The following is a 21,925-nucleotide window of genomic DNA, read 5'->3' as shown; positions in this document are numbered from 1 at the left end:
GCGGGTCCGCGCCGCGGGCGGTTTTCCGGGGGGCGCGTAGGGGGCGGGCGGGTGCCCGGCCGGGCGGCCCGCACCCCACCGGGGCCCCCGTGTCCGGGCGGGACACGGGGGCGCCGTTCGTGTGCGGCCGGGGTGCTACTTCACCGGCTCCGGCTCCGGCGCGTTCTCCGACTCGGCCGCGCCCGCCGGGGGCTCGTCCTCGTCGGAGACCGGGGTCTTGACGGAGTCCAGCAGGAGCTGGGCGACGTCGACGACCTGGACGGACTCCTTGGCCTTGCCCTCGTTCTTCTTGCCGTTGACCGAGTCGGTCAGCATCACCAGGCAGAACGGGCAGGCGGTGGAGACGATGTCGGGGTCGAGGGAGAGGGCCTCGTCGACGCGCTCGTTGTTGATGCGCTTGCCGATCCGCTCCTCCATCCACATCCGGGCGCCGCCCGCGCCGCAGCAGAAGCCGCGCTCCTTGTGGCGGTGCATCTCCTCGTTGCGCAGGCCCGGGACCTTGCCGATGATCTCGCGCGGCGGCGTGTAGATCTTGTTGTGGCGGCCCAGGTAGCACGGGTCGTGGTAGGTGATGATGCCCTCGACCGGGGTGACGGGGATCAGCTTGCCCTCGTCGACGAGGTGCTGGAGCAGCTGGGTGTGGTGGATGACCTCGTAGTCGCCGCCGAGCTGCGGGTACTCGTTGCCGAGGGTGTTCAGGCAGTGCGGGCAGGTGGCGACGATCTTCTTGGCCGACTTCGGCTTGCGGGACTCCTCGGTGACCTTGCCGTCCTCGTCCGTCTCCTCGCCGAACGCCGCGTTCAGCGACATGACGTTCTCCATGCCGAGCTCCTGGAACAGGGGCTCGTTGCCCAGGCGGCGGGCGGAGTCACCGGTGCACTTCTCGTCGCCGCCCATGATCGCGAACTTCACGCCCGCGATGTGCAGCAGCTCGGCGAAGGCCTTCGTCGTCTTCTTGGCGCGGTCCTCCAGGGCGCCCGCGCAGCCGACCCAGTACAGGTACTCGACCTCGGACAGGTCCTCGATGTCCTTGCCGACGACCGGCACCTCGAAGTCGACTTCCTTCGTCCACTCCAGGCGCTGCTTCTTGGCCAGGCCCCAGGGGTTGCCCTTCTTCTCCAGGTTCTTGAGCATCGTGCCCGCCTCGGACGGGAACGCCGACTCGATCATCACCTGGTAGCGGCGCATGTCGACGATGTGGTCGACGTGCTCGATGTCCACCGGGCACTGCTCGACGCAGGCGCCGCAGGTGGTGCAGGACCACAGCACGTCCGGGTCGATGACGCCGTTCTCCTCCAGCGTGCCGACCAGCGGGCGCTCGGCCTCGGCCAGCGCGGAGGCGGGGACGTCCTTCAGCTGCTCCTCGGAGGCCTTCTCCTCGCCCTCCATGGTCTTGCCGCCGCCGGCCAGCAGGTAGGGCGCCTTGGCGTGCGCGTGGTCCCGCAGCGACATGATCAGCAGCTTGGGGGAGAGCGGCTTGCCGGTGTTCCAGGCCGGGCACTGCGACTGGCAGCGGCCGCACTCGGTGCAGGTGGAGAAGTCCAGCAGGCCCTTCCAGGAGAACTGCTCGACCTGCGAGACGCCGAAGACGTCGTCGTCACCGGGGTCGGTGAAGTCGATCGGCTTGCCGCCGCTGGTCATCGGCTGCAGCGCGCCCAGCGCCGTGGAGCCGTCCGCGTTGCGCTTGAACCAGATGTTCGGGAAGGCGAGGAAGCGGTGCCAGGCCACACCCATGTTGGTGTTGAGCGAAACCGTGATCATCCAGATCATGGTCGTGCTCAGCTTGATCATCGCGAAGAGGTAGACGAGGTTCTGCAGCGTGGCGACGCTCAGGCCCTTGAACGCCAGGACCAGCGGGTACGAGGCGAAGTACGCGGCCTCGTAGTGGTCCACGTGGTGCAGGGCGCCCTCCAGGCCGCGCAGCACGTAGATGGCCAGGCCGATGGTGAGGATGACGTACTCGACGAAGTAGGCCTGGCCCATCTTCGAGCCCGCGAAGCGCGACTTGCGGCCCGGCCGCGAGGGCAGGCTCAGCAGCCGGACGACGATCAGCACGGCGATGCCGAGGGTCGTCATCGCCCCGATGAACTCGATGTACATCTCGTACGGCAGGAAGCCGCCGAGCACCGGGAGCGTCCAGTCGGCCTGGAACAGCTGGCCGTACGCGGTGACGATCGTCGGCGGCAGCGTGAGGAAGCCGATCGCGACGAACCAGTGGGCGATGCCGACGATGCCCCAGCGGTTCATGCGCGTGTGGCCGAGGAACTCCCTCACCAGGGTCACGCTGCGCTGGTAGGGGTTGTCGGTCCGGGTGCCGGCCGGGACCGGCTGGCCCAGCCTGAAGTACCGGACGAACTGGCCGATCGCGCGTGCGAGCAGCGCAACGCCGACCACGGTCAGGACCAGCGACACGATGATCGCGGCGAGTTGCATGGGGGCTCCTCGGGCCTGCGAGGGGTTTCAGCGGGGACTCCGCGACGGGTTCCCCGAGATTACTAAGCGGTAACTTATGCAGTCCGCCTGAGACTACCCCTATCTTCCGCCGCACTGTAGCCGGGTGCGGGGTGATCTGAATCGCTGAGGGTTGCCTGAGATCGACTCGTGTTATTCATGGGAAATAGGGATATTCACCCCTAATTTATATCCGTGCTCTACGTATCCGTGCTCTACGGGATCGCCGCCGCCACCGCCGCCTGCCTCCTCTCCGCCGTGCTCACGGCACTGCTCCGGACGCCCGCGCTGCGGCTCGGCGTCCTGGACCGCAGGCACCCCGGGCGGGTGCCGTTGTCCGGGGGAGCGGCCGTCGTGCTCGTCACCGTCCTGGTCGCGGGGATCGGGCACGGGAGCGGGATCGTGCCGCTCGGCGGCGGGGCCGGCGCGCTGCTGGCCGCCGGGGCCGCCGTCGCCGGACTCGGGCTGCTCGCCGACGTGTGGCGGCTGCGCGGCCGGGTGCCGGCCCTCGGCACGGCCGTCGCGGCGGCGCTCGTCGTGCCGTACGAGGAGACCGGCGTGGCGGGCGGGGTGCTCGCCGCGGCGTGGATCACGGGCCTCGCCCTCGCCTTCCGCGGGCTGGACCACGCCGACGGGCTCGCCGGGAGCGTGGGGGTCGTGACCGCCTTCGGGGTGGGGGTCTGCGCCGCGGCCGAGGTGAGGGACGGCATCGCGGTGCTGATGAGCGTGCTGGCCGCCGCGCTGGCCGGCTTCCTGATGCACAACTGGCATCCCGCGCGCAGCGGGCTCGGCGCGTGCGGCTCGCTGTTCGCCGGGTTCGTGCCGGCCGCGGCGGCCGTGTACGCGCGGGGTGGGCACGGGCCCCTCTCCGGCGCGGGCGTGCTGTTCGCGCTGACCGCCGTGGCGAGCGCCGACGCCGTCCTCGTGGTCCTCTCCCGGCGGGCCGCCCGCCGGCCCCTGTCCCGCAGCGGATCCGACCATCTCGCGCACCGGCTCCGCCGGCTCGGGCTGACCCCGCGGGGCGCGGCCGTCCTTCTCTGTGCCGGAGCGCTGGGCGGGGCGCTCGTCGGGGTCCTCGTCCACCTCGGCCGGGCGGGGGGCGGCGCGCCGCTGTGGGTGGCGGGGGTGGCGTCGGCCGCCGTGGCCGCGCTGCTGCGGGTCCGGGTGTACGGCACCCGGAGGGGGCCGGGGAAGAGTCCGGGGAAAGGGGCGGGGAAGAGGCCGGGCCGGGGGGCCGGCCGGGGCCGGGTGCCCGGCGGTCCGCCCGGTGGTTCACCCGGCGGTCCGCCCGGCGGTTCACCCGGCGGTTCACCCGGCGGTTCACCCGGCCGGGCGCATCGCCGGACCCTCGACGGCGCGTCCACAACCTACCCGCCGATCCATATCCCCGCAGGTCAGAGCCCGCTTGCGTGTAAGGAGCAGATAAGACTTGAGTCAAGTGGACTCAGCTCTGTTGACCCGGCGGCGAGGGTCATGCACACTTGAGCCTGTTCCACTCAAGTCAGCTGGAGGAATCACAATGGCACGTGCGGTCGGCATCGACCTGGGCACGACTAACTCCGTCGTCAGCGTTCTGGAGGGCGGCGAGCCCACCGTCATCACCAACGCCGAGGGCGCCAGGACCACGCCGTCCGTCGTCGCCTTTGCCAAGAACGGCGAAGTGCTCGTGGGTGAGGTGGCCAAGCGCCAGGCGGTCACCAACGTGGACCGGACGATCCGGTCGGTCAAGCGCCACATGGGCACCGACTGGAAGATCAACCTGGACGGCAAGGACTTCAACCCGCAGCAGATCAGCGCCTTCGTGCTGCAGAAGCTGAAGCGGGACGCCGAGGCCTACCTGGGCGAGAAGGTGACCGACGCGGTCATCACCGTCCCGGCGTACTTCAACGACGCCGAGCGCCAGGCCACCAAGGAGGCCGGCGAGATCGCCGGTCTGAACGTGCTGCGCATCGTCAACGAGCCCACCGCGGCCGCGCTGGCCTACGGCCTCGACAAGGACGACCAGACCATCCTGGTCTTCGACCTCGGTGGCGGTACGTTCGACGTCTCGCTGCTGGAGATCGGCGACGGCGTCGTCGAGGTGAAGGCCACCAACGGCGACAACCACCTCGGCGGTGACGACTGGGACCAGCGGGTCGTCGACTACCTGGTCAAGCAGTTCCAGGCCGGCCACGGCGTGGACCTCAGCAAGGACAAGATGGCGCTGCAGCGCCTGCGCGAGGCCGCCGAGAAGGCGAAGATCGAGCTGTCCTCGTCCACCGAGACCTCGATCAACCTGCCCTACATCACGGCCTCCGCCGAGGGCCCGCTGCACCTGGACGAGAAGCTCACCCGCGCCCAGTTCCAGCAGCTGACCGCGGACCTGCTGGAGCGCTGCAAGACGCCGTTCCACAACGTCATCAAGGACGCCGGCATCTCCATCAGCGAGATCGACCACGTCGTCCTCGTCGGCGGCTCGACCCGCATGCCCGCCGTCGCCGAGCTCGTCAAGGAGCTGACCGGCGGCAAGGAGGCCAACAAGGGCGTGAACCCGGACGAGGTCGTCGCCATCGGCGCCTCGCTCCAGGCCGGTGTCCTCAAGGGCGAGGTCAAGGACGTCCTGCTCCTCGACGTCACCCCGCTGTCCCTCGGCATCGAGACCAAGGGCGGCATCATGACCAAGCTGATCGAGCGCAACACGACCATCCCGACCAAGCGCTCGGAGATCTTCACCACGGCCGAGGACAACCAGCCGTCGGTGCAGATCCAGGTCTACCAGGGCGAGCGCGAGATCGCGGCCTACAACAAGAAGCTCGGCATGTTCGAGCTGACCGGTCTGCCCCCGGCGCCGCGCGGCGTCCCGCAGATCGAGGTCTCCTTCGACATCGACGCCAACGGCATCATGCACGTCACGGCGAAGGACCTCGGCACCGGCAAGGAGCAGAAGATGACCGTCACCGGCGGCTCCTCGCTCCCGAAGGAAGAGGTCGACCGCATGCGCGAGGAGGCCGAGCGCTACGCGGAGGAGGACCACAAGCGCCGCGAGGCCGCCGAGGCCCGCAACCAGGGCGAGCAGCTGGTCTACCAGACCGAGAAGTTCCTCAAGGACAACGAGGACAAGGTCCCCGGCGAGATCAAGACCGAGGTCGAGGCCGCCGTCGGCGAGCTGAAGGAGAAGCTCAAGGGCGAGGACACCGCCGAGATCCGCTCCGCCACGGAGAAGGTCGCGGCCGTCTCGCAGAAGCTCGGCCAGGCGATGTACGCCGACGCCCAGGCCGCCCAGGCCGCCGGCGGCGCCGGCACCGGTGAGGCCAAGGCCGACGACGACGTCGTCGACGCCGAGATCGTCGACGACGAGCGCAAGGACGGTGCCGCGTGACGGAGGAGACCCCGGGCTTCGACGAGCAGCAGTCGCAGGCTCCGTCGCAGCAGCCCGACGTCCCCTCCGGCGCCACCTCCGACGACGCCGAGCCCAAGGCCGCCCCCTCGCAGGAGGAGGGGGCGGCCCCGGCCGGGGACACGGACCAGAACGCGGCCCTGCTGGCCCAGCTGGACCAGGCCCGTACCGCGCTCAACGAGCGCACCGCGGACCTCCAGCGGCTCCAGGCCGAGTTCCAGAACTACCGCCGCCGGGTCGAGCGCGACCGGGTCGCGGTCAAGGAGATCGCCGTGGCGAACCTCCTGACCGAGCTCCTGCCCGTGCTCGACGACATCGGCCGCGCGCGGGAACACGGCGAACTGGTCGGCGGGTTCAAGTCCGTCGCCGAGTCGCTGGAGACCACCGTCGCGAAGATGGGCCTGCAGCAGTTCGGCAAGGAGGGCGAGTCCTTCGACCCGACGATCCACGAGGCCCTGATGCACAGCTACGCGCCGGACGTCACCGAGACGACGTGCGTGGCGATCCTGCAGCCCGGGTACCGGATCGGCGAGCGCACCATCCGCCCCGCGCGGGTGGCCGTGGCCGAACCCCAGCCGGGGGCGCAGACGGTCAAGCCGGCCGAGGAGCCGGGCGCGCAGACCGAGGCGAAGGCGGACTCCGCTGAGAGCAAGGAGAACGGTGGCCCGGAGGAGGGCTGACGTCAGGACGCACGCAGGAGAGGAGGGGCGTCGGGGATGAGCACCAAGGACTTCATCGAGAAGGACTACTACAAGGTCCTCGGCGTCCCCAAGGACGCCACCGAGGCCGAGATCAAGAAGGCGTACCGCAAGCTCGCCCGCGAGTTCCACCCGGACGCCAACAAGGGGAACGCCAAGGCGGAGGAGCGCTTCAAGGAGATCTCCGAGGCGAACGACGTCCTCGGCGACCCCAAGAAGCGCAAGGAGTACGACGAGGCCCGCGCCCTCTTCGGCAACGGCGGCTTCCGCCCGGGGCCGGGCGCGGGCGGCGGCTCCTTCAACTTCGACCTGGGCGACCTGTTCGGCGGCCAGGCGGCCGGCGGGGCCGGCGGCTTCGGCGGCGGGCTCGGTGACGTCTTCGGGGGCCTGTTCAACCGCGGCGGCGCGGGTACCACCCGCACCCAGCCGCGGCGCGGCCAGGACATCGAGTCCGAGGTCACCCTGAGCTTCACCGAGGCGATCGAGGGCGCGACGGTCCCGCTGCGGATGTCGAGCCAGCAGCCGTGCAAGGCCTGTTCGGGCACCGGCGACAAGAACGGCACGCCCCGGGTGTGCCCGACCTGCGTCGGCACCGGGCAGGTGGCGCGTGGCTCCGGCGGCGGGTTCTCCCTGACCGACCCCTGCCCGGACTGCAAGGGCCGCGGTCTGATCGCGGAGACCCCCTGCGACGTCTGCAAGGGCAGCGGCCGGGCCAAGTCCTCGCGGACGATGCAGGTGCGCATCCCCGCCGGGGTCAGCGACGGCCAGCGCATCCGGCTGCGCGGCAAGGGCGCACCGGGCGAGCGGGGCGGCCCGGCGGGCGACCTGTACGTGGTGGTCCACGTCAAGGAGCACCCCGTCTTCGGCCGCAAGGGCGACAACCTCACCGTCACCGTGCCCGTGACGTATCCCGAGGCGGCCCTCGGCGGCGAGGTGCGGGTCCCGACCCTGGGCGGCCCGCCCGTCACGCTGAAACTGCCACCGGGCACGCCGAACGGCCGTACGATGCGGGCCCGGGGCAAGGGCGCGGTCCGCAAGGACGGCACCCGCGGCGACCTGCTGGTCACCGTGGAGGTGAGTGTTCCCCGGGACCTGTCGGAGAAGGCTCGTGACGCGCTCGAGGCGTATCGCGAGGCGACCGCGGGCGAGGACCCGCGGGCGGAGCTGTTCCAGGCCGCGAAGGGAGCTTGATGAGATGGACGGCCGTCGGCGCAACCCGTATGAACTGACCGAGGACACCCCGGTCTACGTCATCTCGGTGGCGGCCCAGCTCTCCGGTCTGCACCCGCAGACGCTGCGTCAGTACGACCGTCTGGGGCTCGTGTCGCCGGACCGCACCGCCGGCCGGGGCCGCCGCTACTCGGCCCGCGACATCGAACTGCTCCGGCAGGTGCAGCAGTTGTCGCAGGACGAGGGCATCAACCTGGCCGGTATCAAGCGCATCATCGAACTGGAGAACCAGGTGGCCGCGCTCCAGGCCCGCGTGGCCGAACTGGAGGACGCCCTCGACGGGGCCGCGGCGGCGATGCGCCAGCGCGAGGCGGCGGTGCACGCGTCCTACCGCCGCGACCTGGTGCCGTATCAGGAGGTCCAGCAGACCAGCGCGCTGGTGGTGTGGCGGCCGAAGCGGCAGCAGCAGCCCGACTGACGCGCGCACGCATGACGAAGGGGCCCGGAGAGCACTCCGGGCCCCTTCCGCGTGCCGGTGGCCGGTTTTCTCCGGGTGCCCGGGAAGGCGGTGTTCGCGAGGAACCGCCGTGTGTGCACCGAGTGGGCGTGGTTGGCCGCCGCCGCGGCCGTCGCGCGTCTGGCCGGGATCGTTCGGTCCTCCGGTCGCGTCGGGGCGGTGGCGGGAAATCGTCGTGATCACGACTGCGGAGGAAAGGTGTCGGTGGTGCGGGTCTTCGGTGCTGAACGGCCCTCTCTCCGGGGTGAAAAGTCCGTAAAGGATGGTCAGGGGTGGTTTCGCTGCGCAGTGATCGGTGCTGCGGAGCGTGGTGTTGCCATCTCGTTAAGTGGTTTCCCTTGACGCCGGGGACCGTCGCCGCGTTGTCTTTTCAGACACATGGGCCGCAATGCTGTGCCCACGTCCGGAACGCACCTGAAGTGAGTCCCCGCATGCGTCGTATCGCCATATCCGTGGCCGCCACCACGATGTCCGTCATGCTCGCCGGCTGCGGCGTGCTCAACGCGACCGGGAGCAGCGACGACGCGAGCCCGACGAAGGGCAACGACATCACGGTGGGGCTGCTGCTGCCGGAGAAGGCCAACACCCGGTACGAGAACTTCGACTACCCCATCATCAAGGACAAGGTCGAGTCCCTCACCCGAGACAAGGGCCGCGTGCTGTACGCCAACGCCGAGTCGGACGCGAACAAGCAGGCCGCCCAGATGCAGAAGATGGTCGACGACCGGGTCGACGTCATCCTGCTGGACGCCGTCGACGCGCACGCCATCGCGGACAGCGTGCAGAAGGCCAAGGACGCCGGCATCCCCGTCATCGCCTACGACCGGCTGGCCGAGGGTCCGATCGACGCCTACGTCTCCTTCGACAACGAGCTGGTCGGCGAGGTCCAGGGCCGCACCCTCATGGAGGCCCTCGGTGACGGCGCCTCCCTCTCCTCCAAGATCGTCATGATGAACGGCTCGCCCACCGACCCCAACGCCAAGCAGTTCAAGGCCGGTGCGCTCTCCGAGCTGAACGGCAAGGTGACGATCGCCAGGTCCTACGACACCAAGGACTGGAAGCCGGAGAACGCCCGGGCCAACATGGCCGAGGCCATCAGCGCCATCGGCGCGGGCAACATCGCCGGCGTCTACTCCGCCAACGACGGCATGGCCGGCGGCATCGTCCAGGCCCTCAAGGCCGCGGGCGTGACCGACCTGCCGCCCATCACCGGCCAGGACGCGGAGCTGGAGGCGGTGCAGCGGATCGTCGCCGGCGAGCAGTACATGAGCGTGTACAAGCCCTACCCCGAAGAGGCCGAGAGCGCCGCGGAGATGGCCGTGGCCAGGGTCCAGGGCCGGGACATCCAGTTCGAGGCGCTCGCCCGCGACCGGGTCGACAGCCCCACGCACAAGGACATCCCCGCCCAGCTCGTCCCCGTCGTCGCCCTGACGAAGTCCAACATCGACGACACCGTCGTCGCCGACGGCATCCACAAGGTGTCCAGCATCTGCACCGCCAAGTACAAGGCGGCGTGCGAGGCCATCGGGCTGAAGTAGGCGGCGGGCGCACGCGGGCCCGGGGAGCACCGCCGTCCCGGCGCTCCCCGGCACCGTCGCCGCGGCCGCCCCCCTCCCCTTCCCGGACGACGGCCCGGACACCGCGCGCCGCCGGGCCCGAGCGGGCCCGTCTCCCGGGCGGGCCCGCCTCCCGGGCGTCCGCGCGTGACCGGGCGGGAGATTCGGCCCTTTGCCGCGGAGCGGCGGGCGGAGGCGGGGAATACCGGTGCGTACCGGTGTCTTCCGGCGGCCGCGGGGGCAGGAGCCGTGTTGCGGAGCACGTCCGGTCCGCGCATAGTTGCGCTGCGGAAAGACGCTGCAACCGGGGGTGGGATGGGCGATGGCCGGGCACGGGACGGACGAGCATCCACACGGTGCTGACCGACTGTGCGAGGCCGGGGATCGCGTGTATTCCCGGGCCGTACGGCGGGGCCGTGTGCCGCGCCGGGACGCGGAACCGGTGCCCTGCCTGCTGGAGCTCGCCCTGCTGCACCCCGATCCCGACGACATGGAGTGGCTGGTGCCGACCTCCCCGCAGGAGGTCATGACCCGGCTGCTGCGCGGGATGTACGACGAGATCAGCGCGAGCCAGCGGCGGGTGGGCTCGGCGGTGGAGGCCTTCGAGCGGTACGCCGGCCTCGGCCGCCAGGTGCCGTCGGCCCCGTCGCCGGCGGAGGGCCCGGCGATCCGGGTGCTGGACGGGCTGGCGCGGATCCAGGCCGCGATGGACGAGGCGACGAAGGCGTGCACGACCGAGGTGCTCACCGTCCAGCCCGGCGGCATCCGCCGCGAGCACGAGCTGTCGGAGGGCCTGCACCGGGCGCTGGCGCTGCGCGGGCGCGGGGTGCGGATGCGGGACCTGTACACGCACGTCGCCCGGCACGGCCAGGGCCTGCTCACCTACCTGGAGCTGATGGGCGACGCGGTGGAGGCGCGCACGCTGGACGAGGTCATCGACCGGCTGATCCTCTTCGACCGCACGGTGGCCTTCATCCCCGCCAACAGCGAGCGCACCATGGCGCTGGAGCTGCGGCACCCGGCGCTGGTCGGGTACCTGGTCACGGTGTTCGAGCGGCTGTGGCGGCTGGCGATCCCGCTGACCGCGCCGCTGCCGGACACCGGCATCGAGGGCATCTCGCACCGCGAGCAGTCCATCGCGGCGCTGCTGGCGGAGGGCCACCAGGACGCGGTGATCGCGGAACGGCTGGGCATCAGCGTGCGGACCTGCCGGGCGCACATCGCGCGCCTGTCGGAGACCCTGGGCGCGGCCAGCCGCACCCAGCTCGGCGTCCGGATCGCGCAGGCCGGCCTGGACGGCACGCCGCGCTCCGCCGCCTCCGTCAGGCTTCCCGAGCAGGGATCCCCGGACGTGCGGGCCCCGGCGCCGCCGCGCGGCCGTTCGTAGCGGGCGCGGGCGCGGGCCGTCGGCGCGTGCCGCGGTGTGGGCGGGCGGAGGGTCCTGTCCTGAGCCTGAGGCGCCCGCCGCGGTCCGGCGGGGCCCGGCCGCGGTCCGGGGCGGTTCCCCCGGGGCTCAGTGATCCTTCTCCAGGATCCCGGACTGGGCGATGAGGTACCCGAGCTGGGCCCGGCTGCCGCTGCCCAGGGCGTGTGCCAGCTTGGCTATGTGGGCCCGGCAGGTGCGGACGTTCATGCCCAGGCGGCGGGCGATGGCCTCGTCGACGTGGCCCTCCACGAGGAGTTTGGCGATGGAGTGCTGGATGTCGGTGATGCCGTCGGGGGCGGTCTCGTAGGGGGCGCCGGCGCTCAGCGGGACCGCGCGGCCCCACATGAACTCGAAGACCTTGACCAGGTAGGCGACGAGGCCGGGGTGGCGCAGTTCCAGCGCGACCTGGCGGTCGTCCCGGATGGGGATGAAGGCGACGGTCTCGTCGCAGATGATGAGGCGTTCGACCAGTTCGTCGATGGTGCGGTACTCCGCCTTGCCGTTGGCGAACTGGTCCACGTAGGCGAGCCGTTCGGGACTGTAGCGGGCCGTGTGCTGGTACAGGGTCCGGATCCGCACGCCCCGCTCGACCAGGGTCCGGTCGCGTTCCAGTCCTTCGATCACCCGGCGCTCGGGGTGGCGGGCGCTCGGCTGGACCGTGAGCATCTCGTTGCGGCACTGGTCCGTGGCCAGGTCGAGGGCGGCGTTGATGCGGTCGAGCCCCTCCAGCACGGTGATCGCGTGCGTCGGGGCCACGTCCTGGGCGGTGAGCGCCATGAACGGCTCGAACATCTCGGCCAGTTCGATCGACGTCCGGCGCTTCTCGGAGATCTCGCGTTCGATCGGATTGAGCCGTTGGGCCAGGGCGACCGACGGGGGGACCGGACGCAGCCAGTCGGCGTCGTCGGGATCGGGGTGCAGGAGGGCGAACTCCATCAGACACGGGGCGGGTTCGACCTCCACACGGGCGATACGTCCTGCGCGCAAGGCGTTCGCATAAAGACGCTCCCCCTCCTCGCACAGTTCGGTAATGGCATGGGGATGTGTCGCCTTGGTCCGATTTGTTGTCAAATCTCCACCCCCCAGGGTCCTGAACGTGCAGGAACATGATGCACCGATTGTGTGGCCATGACGTGCCCGAATGAGCCATCGTCTTATCCGACGGGGGAATGAGGGGACCTTCAAGTGAGGACGAAGCCGACTATGCGTAAGAGAATGCTTCGCTCGGTGCTTGTCGCCACCTTCTCCGTCGTTGTGGCCTTCGGAACGCTGAACGGCCTCTCCGATGCGAAGGGTGACGTACGAGCGGACAGCAGGTGGTCAGTACCGGGGGCGGCGGCCGGGCTCGCCGGTGAGGACGCCCAGGCCTCTCCCGCAGACAGCATTTGGTCGTGACATGACGACTCCACCCGATGACCGCTCCTTCCGTCGTGAGATGGCCACCGCCTACCGGTCCGGCTGGCACTTCATCGACCTGGTCACCGCCATCCCCCACAGCGGTGACTCGTTGATGGTGACGGTGTTCGGCGAACCGGTCGTCGTCACCCGCGACGAGGACGGAGACGTGCGGGCGTACCGGTGTCTGCGGCGGCCTCGGGGGGCGCCGCAGCCCGTACGGTGCGCCATCCGGTACGGAATGATCTTCGTGAACCTGGACCAGCGTGACCATCAGCAGGTGGAGGCCGGCTCCCCTGCGCCCCGGACCATCTCGGCCACCCCCCGCAGTGCCTGACGCGATTCCCCCGTCGTAACAGATCGCTCAGGTGCTTCCCCCCCGCAGCGGCGTCACCGTGACCTGAACACGGTGACGCCGCTGCAGTTTCCGCGGCACGTCCCCCGGTGTCCGCCCGCTGCTTCCTGGCCGGAAACGGCCGGTGCGCGGCCGGGTGCCGTCACCCCCGGCCCATCGCCCGCGTCAGTTCGATCTCGATCACCACCCGCGACGGATTGGGCGAGGGGCGCCTGCCGTAGCGCTCCGCGTACCGCCGCTCCGCCTCCGCCACCCGCTCGGGCTCGCTCCGGACCCGGGCCCGGCCCTCCAGCGTCGCCCACCGCCGGCCGTCCACCTGGCACACCGCGACCGCCGCCCCCTCCCGCCCCGCGGCGAGGACGTTGCGCACCTTCCTGCTCGCCCCGTCCGCGATGACCCGGGCCAGCCGCGCCCCGGGGTCGTACGTCACCCCGACGGGCACGACGTGCGGCGTGCCGTCCGGGCGCGGGGTCGTCAGCGTGCACAGGTGCCGCTCCTGCCAGAAGGTGAGGTACGGCGCGTCGGGTGCGCCCGGGTCCTGCGGGTACGTGGCCATGGATCCGGAACTTAGTCGCCGCAGCCCTCCCGTGCGGCACCTTGAGTGGAATAGACTCAACTTTGTGTACGTTACTCAAGTCAGTACGGATGACCGCTGACGCAAGGAGGAGACAGGGAACGTGGACGCCGAGCTGACCAACCGGAGCCGGGACGCGATCAACGCGGCCAGCAACCGGGCCGTGACCGAGGGGCACCCCGACCTCACCCCGGCCCACCTGCTCCTCGCGTTGCTCCAGGGGCAGGACAACGAGAACATCACCGACCTGCTCGTCGCGGTCGAGGCCGACCTGGCCGCCGTACGCTCCGGCACCGAGCGCATCCTCGCCGGGCTGCCCAGCGTCACCGGTTCCACCGTCGCGCCCCCGCAGCCCAACCGGGAGCTGCTCGCGGTGATCGCGGACGCGCAGTCCCGCGCCCAGGACCTGGGCGACGAGTACCTGTCCACCGAGCACCTGCTGATCGGCGTCGCCGCCAAGGGCGGCGCGGCCGGCGAGGTGCTCCGCGGGCAGGGCGCCGACGCGAGGAAGCTGCTGGAGGCCTTCCGCAAGGCGAGGGGAGGACGCCGCGTGACCACCCCCGACCCCGAGGGCCAGTACAAGGCCCTGGAGAAGTTCGGGACCGACCTCACCGCCGCCGCCCGCGAGGGCGGGCTCGACCCCGTCATCGGGCGGGACCAGGAGATCCGGCGCGTGGTGCAGGTGCTGTCCCGCCGCACGAAGAACAACCCCGTCCTGATCGGCGAGCCCGGCGTCGGCAAGACCGCCGTCGTCGAGGGCCTCGCCCAGCGGATCGTGAAGGGCGACGTGCCCGAGTCGCTGAAGGACAAGCGGCTCGTCGCGCTCGACCTGGGCGCGATGGTCGCGGGCGCCAAGTACCGCGGTGAGTTCGAGGAACGCCTCAAGACCGTCCTCGCGGAGATCAAGGGCTCCGACGGGCAGGTCATCACCTTCATCGACGAGCTGCACACGGTGGTCGGCGCGGGCGCCGGCGGCGACTCCGCCATGGACGCGGGCAACATGCTCAAGCCGATGCTGGCCCGCGGCGAGCTGCGCATGATCGGCGCGACGACCCTCGACGAGTACCGCGAGCGCATCGAGAAGGACCCGGCGCTGGAGCGCCGCTTCCAGCAGGTCTTCGTCGGCGAGCCGAGCGTCGAGGACACCATCGCGATCCTGCGCGGTCTCAAGGGCCGCTACGAGGCCCACCACAAGGTGCAGATCGCCGACAGCGCGCTGGTGGCGGCGGCGGCCCTGTCCGACCGCTACATCACCTCCCGCTTCCTGCCCGACAAGGCCATCGACCTGGTCGACGAGTCCGCCTCCCGGCTGCGCATGGAGATCGACTCCTCGCCCGTCGAGATCGACGAACTCCAGCGCTCCGTCGACCGGTTGAGGATGGAGGAGCTGGCCCTGAGCCGGGAGACCGACGAGGCCTCCCGCGAGCGCCTGGAGAAGCTGCGCCGCGACCTCGCCGACAAGGAGGAGGAACTGCGCGGCCTGACCGCCCGCTGGGAGAAGGAGAAGCAGTCCCTCAACCGGGTCGGTGAGCTCAAGGAGAAGCTCGACGACCTGCGCGGCCAGGCCGAACGCGCCCAGCGCGAGGGCGACTTCGACACCGCCTCCAAGCTGCTGTACGGCGAGATGCCCGCCCTGGAGAAGGAGCTGGAGGCCGCCTCCGAGGCCGAGGAGGAGGCCGCCAGGGACACCATGGTCAAGGAGGAGGTCGGCCCCGACGACATCGCCGACGTCGTCGCCTCCTGGACCGGCATCCCGGCCGGCCGCCTGCTGGAGGGCGAGACGCAGAAGCTGCTGCGCATGGAGGAGGAGATCGGCAAGCGCCTCATCGGCCAGGGCGAGGCCGTACGGGCCGTCTCGGACGCCGTGCGCCGCTCCCGCGCGGGCATCTCGGACCCCGACCGGCCCACCGGCTCCTTCCTCTTCCTGGGCCCGACCGGCGTCGGCAAGACGGAACTGGCCAAGGCGCTCGCCGACTTCCTCTTCGACGACGAGCGGGCGATGGTCCGCATCGACATGTCGGAGTACAGCGAGAAGCACAGCGTCTCCCGCCTGGTGGGTGCCCCGCCCGGCTACGTCGGCTACGAGGAGGGCGGCCAGCTCACCGAGGCGGTCCGCCGCCGCCCGTACAGCGTCGTCCTGCTGGACGAGGTGGAGAAGGCGCACCCCGAGGTCTTCGACATCCTGCTGCAGGTGCTGGACGACGGCCGCCTGACCGACGGACAGGGCCGCACGGTCGACTTCCGCAACACCATCCTGGTGCTGACCTCCAACCTGGGCAGCCACTTCCTGATGGACCCGCTGACCACCGAGGAGCAGAAGAAGGAGCAGGTGCTGGAGGTGGTCCGGGCCTCCTTCAAGCCAGAGTTCCTCAACCGCCTGGACGACCTGGTGGTCTTCTCCGCCCTGACCAAGCCCGAGCTGGAGCGCATCGCCAAGCTCCAGATCGACCGCCTGGCCAGGCGGCTCGCCGAGCGGCGCCTCACCCTGGACATCACGCCGGAGGCGCTGGCCTGGCTCGCGGAGGAGGGCCTGGACCCGGCGTACGGCGCCCGCCCGCTGCGCCGCCTGGTGCAGTCCGCCATCGGCGACCGGCTCGCCAAGGAGATCCTGTCCGGGGAGATCAAGGACGGCGACACCGTCCGGGTGGACCGCTTCGGGGACGGGCTCCTCGTGGGACCGGCCACCGGCAAGACGCTGTAGGACCCGTGGGACCGGACGTCACATCGTGAACGCCGAGAAGCGCACCAGCGCCGTCTCGGCGTTCTCGTTCTCCACGCGCACCTGCACCACGTGCGCCTCGGCCGTGCCGGGCAGCCCGTTCTCGTGGGTCACCTCCAGGCGGAGCGCCCCGCGGACGCCGCCGCCCGTGCGGGGCTCCGGGGCGTCCGGATAGGTCGTGCGCAGCCAGCCGCGCACGTCCTCGCGGGGCATGCGCAGCACCGCGCTGTAGGAGGTGTCGATGCCGCGCTGGACCGTGCAGTCGCGCGCGTCCGCGCCCGCGGGGCGCTCGGCGGCCCCGAAGGCCAGGGCCTCGGCGCACGGGACCGCCGCCGCACCCGTACGCGCGTCGTCCTCGCCGCCGGAGGACGCCCGCAGGGCGACGCCCGCGACGAGGGCCCCGAGGACGACCACGGGCACCGCCAGGACCGGCGGGATCAGCTCCCGCCTCGTACGGCCTCGCCCCGGTGCCGCCATGACCACCGCCCCCTTCGTCCGCCGCTCGGGAGGACGGTGCCGCGCCGGTGGAGGTTGCGCGGTGACCGGATCGTGTCAGCCGAGGGCTGACAGGGCCCGTCGGGGCTTGCCACCCCCCTCCCCGCATGGGGGAGGATGGCGGGATCCGTACGAAGGGAAAATCACGGTGAGCATCGACCCGTCCTCGATTCCGAACTTCGGGGGCCAGCCCGAGCCGCAGCCCCAAGGACCGGCGGGCCCCGTCGTCCCGGATCAGGACCTCGTGAAGCAGCTCCTCGACCAGATGGAGCTCAAGTACGTCGTCGACGACGAGGGTGACCTCGCGGCGCCGTGGGAGCAGTTCCGCACCTACTTCATGTTCCGCGGCGAGGGCGACCAGCAGGTCTTCTCGGTGCGTACGTTCTACGACCGGCCGCACCAGATCGACGAGAAGCCGCAGCTGCTGGAGTCCGTCGACGACTGGAACCGGCGCACCCTGTGGCCCAAGGTCTACACCCACACCCACGACGACGGCACCGTCCGCCTGATCGGCGAGGCCCAGATGCTGATCGGCATGGGCGTGAGCCTGGAGCACTTCGTCTCCTCGACGGTCAGCTGGGTGCGGGCCGCCATCGAGTTCGACAAGTGGCTCGTCGAGCAGCTCGGCCTGGAGCAGGAGATCAACGAGGCGGACAAGCCCGAGGACGACGAGTAGGGCCGCACCGGCCCCCACGGCGGTGTGCGGCGCGCACGGCCGGGTACGCGCCGCACGCACGGCGCAGCCCGGCCCGGCGCCGGCCACCACGGCCGCGCGCCGGACCGGGCCCTCAGGCGCCCGCGAGGCCCTTCAGCCGCCGCACCGCCTCCTCCAGCACGTCCGTCCGCTTGCAGAACGCGAACCGCACGAACGGCGCGCCCTCCTCCCGGTGGTCGTAGAACACCGCGTTGGGGATGGCGACCACCGCGGCCCGCTCCGGCAGGGAGCGGCAGAAGGCGACGCCGTCCGTCTCGCCCAGGGGGCGGATGTCGGCGGTGACGAAGTACGTGCCCGCCGGGCGGAACACCGTGAAGCCCGCCTCCTCCAGACCCGCCGCCAGCAGGTCCCGCTTGGCCCGCAGGTCCGCGCGGAAGGCCTCGAAGTACGCGTCGGGCAGGGCCAGGGCCTCGGCCACCGCGTACTGGAAGGGGCCGGACGAGACGTACGTGAGGAACTGCTTCGCCGAGCGGACCGCCGCGACCGGGCCCGGGGCCCCCGTCACCCAGCCCACCTTCCAGCCGGTGAAGGAGAACGTCTTCCCCGCCGAGCCGATCGTCACCGTGCGCTCGCGCATGCCCGGGAAGGACGCCAGGGGCAGGTGCTCGGCCCCGTCGAAGACCAGGTGCTCGTACACCTCGTCCGTCACCACCAGCAGGTCCCGCTCCACGGCCAGCCCGGCGATCGCGGCCAGCTCCTCGCGGGTGAGGACGGTGCCCGTCGGGTTGTGCGGGGTGTTGACCAGCAGCAGCCGGGTGCGGTCGGTGACGGCGTCGCGCAGCTCGTCGAGGTCCAGGCGGAAGCGTCCCCCGGACGGGCGCAGGGTGACCGGCACGCGCCTGCCGCCGGCCATCGCGATGCACGCCGCGTACGAGTCGTAGTACGGCTCGAGGGCGATCACCTCGTCGCCCGGCTCCAGCAGGGCCAGCAGGGCGGCGGCGATGGCCTCGGTGGCGCCGGCCGTGACGAGGACCTCCGTGTCGGGGTCGTACGCCAGGCCGTAGCGCCGCTGCTGGTGGGCGGCGACCGCGGTGCGCAGCTCCGGGACGCCCGGCCCCGGCGGGTACTGGTTGCCGCGGCCGTCGCGCAGGGCCCGCACGGCCGCCTCCCTGATCTCCTGCGGCCCGTCGGTGTCGGGGAAGCCCTGGCCCAGGTTGATGGAGCCGGTCCGCAGGGCGAGGGCGGACATCTCGGCGAAGATCGTCGTCCCGAACTCGGCGAGCCGGCGGTTCAGGAGGGGGCGCGCGCTGGAGGTCATGCCGGCCATCCTGCGCCGAAGCTCTGGACTTCCTCAACTCTGCTTTGGGCCGCGGCGGCGCCGGGCATCTCCCGGTCACGCAACGAGCGAGGCGCCCACGGGGGGCCGCTTCGGGGGAACGACCGGGGACCTCCCCGGCGGAACGGAAGGAGGGTGGCGCCATGGTCATCGGCATCATCCTGGCAGTGATCGCCGTGCTGTTCGTCGCGGCGCTGGTGTCGCTCGCCCGCAGGGGCGGACGCACGCGGCCGGGGCGCGGCCGGATCGCCTCCGGCTCGCACGGCGGCGGCGACAGCAGCTGGTGGGCCGCCGGCGGGTTCGCCGGCTCCTCGGGGGACGGCGGGGGCCACTCCGGCGGCGGCTCGTCCTGCGGAGGCGGGTCGTCCTGCGGAGGCGGCGGTGGCGGCGGGTGCGGCGGAGGCAGCTGACACGGGGCGGCAGGCCTCCGGGAGGGGGGCCGCACACACCGAGCGGGGTCCGCACCTGGGGCGGACCCCGCGTCCCGTTCCGCGCGCGTTCCTCGCGCGGCCGCGCTCCGGCGCACCTCCCGGCCGGTCCGGCGCACGCCGAGGTTGAACAGGTGAGCTGTAGAGCCCCCTGAGGGATGGAAATCCTCCGAAGTTAGGTAAAAACGCTGTGGTGGCTCCACGGTCCGTGATTCCCTCTAGAGCGCCGACGCAGCCCCTCGGACGTCCCTCGGACACCTTCTGTCCGGCCGGCCGGGCTGACCGGGCCGCATCCCCGACGCGACCGGGGTACGCAGGACCCACACCTCCCTCTCCATGTGTGCTTGCGGAGCCGATCCATGCTCACGACCCTGAACACCGCCTACACCGACACGCGGGCGGCCGATCTCGCCTGGGCCCTGGGGCGCGAGCCGCTTCCCGCCCTGGCCACGCTCGACCTCGAACTGGCCGGCGCGAAGCTGCAGTTGCGGCTCCTCGGCGCGTCCCACCAGGTCCTCCTGGAGGAGGAGGGAGGCAGCTGCTCGGAGACGGTGGCGTGCATCTCGGGCAGCAGCACGCCCCTGCCGCTGGGCGTCGCCGAGCGGATCGGTGCCTGGGAGTACGAGTTCTCGGCCCGGGTCGAGGCGCTCTCGCCGGGCTCCTTCGCGGGCCGCGCCCAGGAGTTGCTGGCGCTGGTCTCCGAGCACCCCCACGGCCTCGCCGGTGTCTTCCCCGGCAGCCCGCACGCCTTCACGGCCATGCTGGCCCAGCGGCGGGACGGGCAGGTGCGCTGGCGGACCTGGCACGCCTACCCGCAGGACGGGCAGCTGGTGGCGACGTACACGAAGGTGGGGGTACGGGTGCCGGCGGCCCTGTGACCGCACGGCCGGCGGCCCCTGCCCACACCGAAACCGGGCAGGTGTAAACAAACAGCACTCGTGTGGGTGACGAAGCGCAGTGCGGGCGTGACGTACCGTCGCAGCGTGATCGAACCGCACGCGCCCGCCCCGCCCGGCTCCCCGCCGTCCTGGGGCGGCCCCGGCGGCTCCGGCGCCCCGGCGCGGCTGCCCGTCCGGCCGGGCACGGGAAGGTTCCTGGTCCTCGCGTGCGTGTTCGTCTGCGCGGCCTGCGGGCTGGTGTACGAACTGCAACTGGTCGCCCTCGCCTCGTCCTTGACGGGGGACTCGGTCACCGAGGCGTCCGTCGTGCTGTCCGTCATGGTCTTCGCGATGGGCCTCGGCTCCCTGGCCGCCAAGCGGCTGCGCCGGCACGCGGCGGCCGGTTTCGGCGCGGTCGAGGCCGCGCTCGCCCTCACCGGCGGCTGCGGCCCGATGGCCCTGTACGCCGTGTTCGCCTGGACCGGCGACTGGGGCGGCTGGTGGTCCGGCGGCTCCCGCCTCCTCCTGGTCGCCCTCTCCCTCACCTGCGGCCTGCTGATCGGCGCCGAGGTCCCGCTGCTGATGGAGCTGATCCAGCGCGTCCGCCGCCAGGACGCGGGCGGCGCGGTGGCCGACCTGTTCGCCGCGGACTACGTCGGCGCCCTCGTCGGCGGTCTCGCCTTCTCCTTCCTCCTCCTGCCGTTCCTCGGCCAGCTGACCGGGGCGCTGCTCACCGGCACGGTCAACGTCGTCGCCGGCGGCGCGCTCGTCCTCGGCCTGTTCCACCGGGACCTGACCCGCCGCGCCCGCCGGCTGCTGCCCGCCGCGTGCGCCGGCGTGCTGGCGGTCCTCGCCTCGGCCGCGGTCCTCGTCGACGACTTCGAGCGGGCCGCCCGGCACGCGGTGTACGGCGACGACGTCCGGGTGGCCCTCCGCACCGACGTGCAGGAAGTGGTGCTCACCGGCGGTGCGCACGGCCGCCCCCTCGAACTGTTCCTCGACGGCCGGCCGCGGACCGGCGGCCGCGACGGGCGCCGCCACCACGAAGCCCTCGTCCACCCCGCGATGACCGGCCCGCACGCCCGCGTGCTCGTCCTCGGCGGCGGCGACGGCCTCGCCGTCCGGGAGGTGCTGCGCCACCCGGGTGTGGAGCGGGTCGACGTCGTCGACCCCGACGCGGGCGTGGTGCGGCTGGCCCGCCGCGACCCGGCGCTGTCCGCGCTGAACCGGCACGCCCTCGACGACCCGCGCGTGCGCGTGACGGCCGCGGACTGCTTCGCCTGGCTGCGCGGCGCGCCGCGGGCGGCGTACGACGTCGTGGTCTCGGACCTGCCCGATCCGGGCGTCACGGCGGGCACGAAGCTGTACTCGCGGGAGTTCTACGGCCTGGCGCGGCGCGCGCTGGCGCCCGGCGGCCGTCTCGTGGTGCACGCCGGCCCGGTCTCGGCCCGCCCCCGCGTGTTCTGGACGGTGGAGTCGACGCTGCGCGCGGCCGGGTTCCGCACCGCCCCGTACCGCGTGGCCGGCCGCCGCGCCGGTCACGCCGCCGGGCCCGGCGGCGGCCCGGCCCGCGCCTTCGGCGCCGTCCGGGACCGGGGTTTCGTCCTGGCCGCCCGCTCGGCCCCCGGCCTGCGCCTCACCCCGGACGCGCCGCGTCCGCGCACGCTCACCGACGCCTCCCTCGCCGAGGGCGCCCGGGCCGCCTCCCGCACCCGGGTCCGGGGCCTGCCGCCGTCGACGCTGGTGCACCCCCGGTACCGGAGCTGACCCCCGCCACCGGCTTTTGCCACCGGACGGGCCCTCGCGCCGCGGGGCGGCCGGGTGCCCCGGCCGGGCGGCCCCTCACCGCGCGCGGTGGCCGGGCGCCGTGTCCGGCGGCGCGCTCTTCCCCGCGGT

18 protein-coding genes are annotated in these 21,925 nt (G+C 72.1%); 13 read left to right on the top strand and 5 right to left on the bottom strand.

Features of this window, described 5'->3' with window-relative positions:
• Positions 1-135: 135 nt before the first annotated feature.
• Positions 136-2,433, bottom strand: coding sequence for a (Fe-S)-binding protein (locus tag AB0L29_RS32730; protein WP_365832494.1), 2,298 nt, complete (start codon positions 2,431-2,433; stop codon positions 136-138).
• A 213-nt stretch (positions 2,434-2,646) separates the two neighbouring features.
• Between AB0L29_RS32730 and AB0L29_RS32725 the strand changes: the two genes are divergently transcribed.
• The 7 genes from AB0L29_RS32725 (at position 2,647) to AB0L29_RS32695 (ending at position 11,155) form a co-directional block, all read left to right on the top strand.
• The gene (locus AB0L29_RS32725) at positions 2,647-3,936 is read left to right on the top strand and encodes an MraY family glycosyltransferase (RefSeq protein ID WP_365832493.1); all 1,290 of its coding nucleotides are present in this window, start codon (positions 2,647-2,649) and stop codon (positions 3,934-3,936) included.
• Between the two features lie 34 nt (positions 3,937-3,970).
• Positions 3,971-5,809, top strand: a complete 1,839-nt coding sequence (dnaK, locus tag AB0L29_RS32720; protein ID WP_365832491.1) for a molecular chaperone DnaK — start codon at positions 3,971-3,973, stop codon at positions 5,807-5,809.
• Positions 5,806-6,507, top strand: coding sequence for a nucleotide exchange factor GrpE (grpE, locus tag AB0L29_RS32715; RefSeq protein ID WP_365832489.1), 702 nt, complete (start codon positions 5,806-5,808; stop codon positions 6,505-6,507). Before dnaK ends, grpE begins: the two co-directional genes overlap by 4 nt.
• Positions 6,508-6,543: 36 nt before the next feature.
• Entirely contained in the window at positions 6,544-7,716 is a 1,173-nt protein-coding gene (gene dnaJ / locus AB0L29_RS32710; protein WP_365832487.1) for a molecular chaperone DnaJ, read from the top strand.
• Positions 7,717-7,720: 4 nt separating this feature from the next.
• Complete coding sequence (locus AB0L29_RS32705; protein WP_365832485.1) at positions 7,721-8,173, top strand: helix-turn-helix domain-containing protein; 453 nt, start codon at positions 7,721-7,723, stop codon at positions 8,171-8,173.
• Between the two features lie 470 nt (positions 8,174-8,643).
• Positions 8,644-9,750 (top strand): substrate-binding domain-containing protein, encoded by a 1,107-nt coding sequence (locus AB0L29_RS32700; protein ID WP_365832483.1) that lies wholly within the window; start codon positions 8,644-8,646, stop codon positions 9,748-9,750.
• Between the two features lie 340 nt (positions 9,751-10,090).
• Positions 10,091-11,155: a helix-turn-helix transcriptional regulator gene (locus AB0L29_RS32695; RefSeq protein WP_365832481.1), complete on the top strand. Its 1,065-nt coding sequence runs from the start codon at positions 10,091-10,093 to the stop codon at positions 11,153-11,155.
• Between the two features lie 126 nt (positions 11,156-11,281).
• Here the strand turns inward: AB0L29_RS32695 and AB0L29_RS32690 are convergent, their stop codons facing one another.
• Complete coding sequence (locus AB0L29_RS32690) at positions 11,282-12,265, bottom strand: helix-turn-helix transcriptional regulator (RefSeq protein ID WP_365832479.1); 984 nt, start codon at positions 12,263-12,265, stop codon at positions 11,282-11,284.
• 325 nt (positions 12,266-12,590) lie between these two features.
• Between AB0L29_RS32690 and AB0L29_RS32685 the strand changes: the two genes are divergently transcribed.
• A complete protein-coding gene (locus AB0L29_RS32685; RefSeq protein WP_365832477.1) occupies positions 12,591-12,926 on the top strand; it encodes a hypothetical protein in 336 nt (111 codons plus the stop codon).
• Positions 12,927-13,086: 160 nt separating this feature from the next.
• On the opposite strand, the gene AB0L29_RS32680 is transcribed toward AB0L29_RS32685, so the two are convergent.
• Positions 13,087-13,500 (bottom strand): TIGR03618 family F420-dependent PPOX class oxidoreductase, encoded by a 414-nt coding sequence (locus AB0L29_RS32680; protein ID WP_365832475.1) that lies wholly within the window; start codon positions 13,498-13,500, stop codon positions 13,087-13,089.
• A 121-nt stretch (positions 13,501-13,621) separates the two neighbouring features.
• On the opposite strand from AB0L29_RS32680, the gene clpB reads away from it, so the two are divergent.
• A complete protein-coding gene (clpB, locus tag AB0L29_RS32675) occupies positions 13,622-16,219 on the top strand; it encodes an ATP-dependent chaperone ClpB (protein WP_365832473.1) in 2,598 nt (865 codons plus the stop codon).
• 18 nt (positions 16,220-16,237) lie between these two features.
• Here the strand turns inward: clpB and AB0L29_RS32670 are convergent, their stop codons facing one another.
• A complete protein-coding gene (locus AB0L29_RS32670) occupies positions 16,238-16,714 on the bottom strand; it encodes a hypothetical protein (protein WP_365832471.1) in 477 nt (158 codons plus the stop codon).
• Between the two features lie 166 nt (positions 16,715-16,880).
• Here AB0L29_RS32670 and AB0L29_RS32665 point away from each other — a divergent pair, with 166 nt between their 5' ends.
• Positions 16,881-17,408: a YbjN domain-containing protein gene (locus tag AB0L29_RS32665; protein WP_365832469.1), complete on the top strand. Its 528-nt coding sequence runs from the start codon at positions 16,881-16,883 to the stop codon at positions 17,406-17,408.
• Positions 17,409-17,520: 112 nt separating this feature from the next.
• Here AB0L29_RS32665 and AB0L29_RS32660 read toward each other — a convergent pair whose 3' ends face one another.
• Positions 17,521-18,714, bottom strand: a complete 1,194-nt coding sequence (locus tag AB0L29_RS32660; RefSeq protein ID WP_365832467.1) for a pyridoxal phosphate-dependent aminotransferase — start codon at positions 18,712-18,714, stop codon at positions 17,521-17,523.
• Between the two features lie 152 nt (positions 18,715-18,866).
• Between AB0L29_RS32660 and AB0L29_RS32655 the strand changes: the two genes are divergently transcribed.
• From AB0L29_RS32655 to AB0L29_RS32645, 3 genes are all read left to right on the top strand, one after another.
• The gene (locus AB0L29_RS32655) at positions 18,867-19,133 is read left to right on the top strand and encodes a hypothetical protein (protein ID WP_365832465.1); all 267 of its coding nucleotides are present in this window, start codon (positions 18,867-18,869) and stop codon (positions 19,131-19,133) included.
• A gap of 377 nt (positions 19,134-19,510) precedes the next feature.
• A complete protein-coding gene (locus AB0L29_RS32650; RefSeq protein ID WP_365832463.1) occupies positions 19,511-20,029 on the top strand; it encodes a DUF2617 family protein in 519 nt (172 codons plus the stop codon).
• A gap of 105 nt (positions 20,030-20,134) precedes the next feature.
• Positions 20,135-21,796 (top strand): polyamine aminopropyltransferase, encoded by a 1,662-nt coding sequence (locus AB0L29_RS32645; RefSeq protein WP_365832461.1) that lies wholly within the window; start codon positions 20,135-20,137, stop codon positions 21,794-21,796.
• Positions 21,797-21,925: the final 129 nt, after the last annotated feature.

The organism is Streptomyces sp. NPDC052701 (genome assembly GCF_040678355.1).
Classification (GTDB): domain Bacteria; phylum Actinomycetota; class Actinomycetes; order Streptomycetales; family Streptomycetaceae; genus Streptomyces.
Note: the sequence above shows the minus strand (reverse complement) of the source record. Positions and strands in the feature narration are given on the sequence as shown.

Excerpts from the sequence above, each read along its gene's own strand:
- AB0L29_RS32730 (WP_365832494.1), bottom strand. The coding sequence starts at position 2,433 with ATGCAACTCGCCGCGATCATCGTGTCGCTGGTCCTGACCGTGGTCGGC.
- dnaK (WP_365832491.1), top strand. The coding sequence starts at position 3,971 with ATGGCACGTGCGGTCGGCATCGACCTGGGCACGACTAACTCCGTCGTC.
- dnaJ (WP_365832487.1), top strand. The coding sequence starts at position 6,544 with ATGAGCACCAAGGACTTCATCGAGAAGGACTACTACAAGGTCCTCGGC.
- AB0L29_RS32705 (WP_365832485.1), top strand. The coding sequence starts at position 7,721 with ATGGACGGCCGTCGGCGCAACCCGTATGAACTGACCGAGGACACCCCG.
- AB0L29_RS32700 (WP_365832483.1), top strand. The coding sequence starts at position 8,644 with ATGCGTCGTATCGCCATATCCGTGGCCGCCACCACGATGTCCGTCATG.
- AB0L29_RS32695 (WP_365832481.1), top strand. The coding sequence starts at position 10,091 with ATGGCCGGGCACGGGACGGACGAGCATCCACACGGTGCTGACCGACTG.
- AB0L29_RS32685 (WP_365832477.1), top strand. The coding sequence starts at position 12,591 with ATGACGACTCCACCCGATGACCGCTCCTTCCGTCGTGAGATGGCCACC.
- AB0L29_RS32680 (WP_365832475.1), bottom strand. The coding sequence starts at position 13,500 with ATGGCCACGTACCCGCAGGACCCGGGCGCACCCGACGCGCCGTACCTC.
- AB0L29_RS32670 (WP_365832471.1), bottom strand. The coding sequence starts at position 16,714 with ATGGCGGCACCGGGGCGAGGCCGTACGAGGCGGGAGCTGATCCCGCCG.
- AB0L29_RS32660 (WP_365832467.1), bottom strand. The coding sequence starts at position 18,714 with ATGGCCGGCATGACCTCCAGCGCGCGCCCCCTCCTGAACCGCCGGCTC.
- AB0L29_RS32655 (WP_365832465.1), top strand. The coding sequence starts at position 18,867 with ATGGTCATCGGCATCATCCTGGCAGTGATCGCCGTGCTGTTCGTCGCG.
- AB0L29_RS32650 (WP_365832463.1), top strand. The coding sequence starts at position 19,511 with ATGCTCACGACCCTGAACACCGCCTACACCGACACGCGGGCGGCCGAT.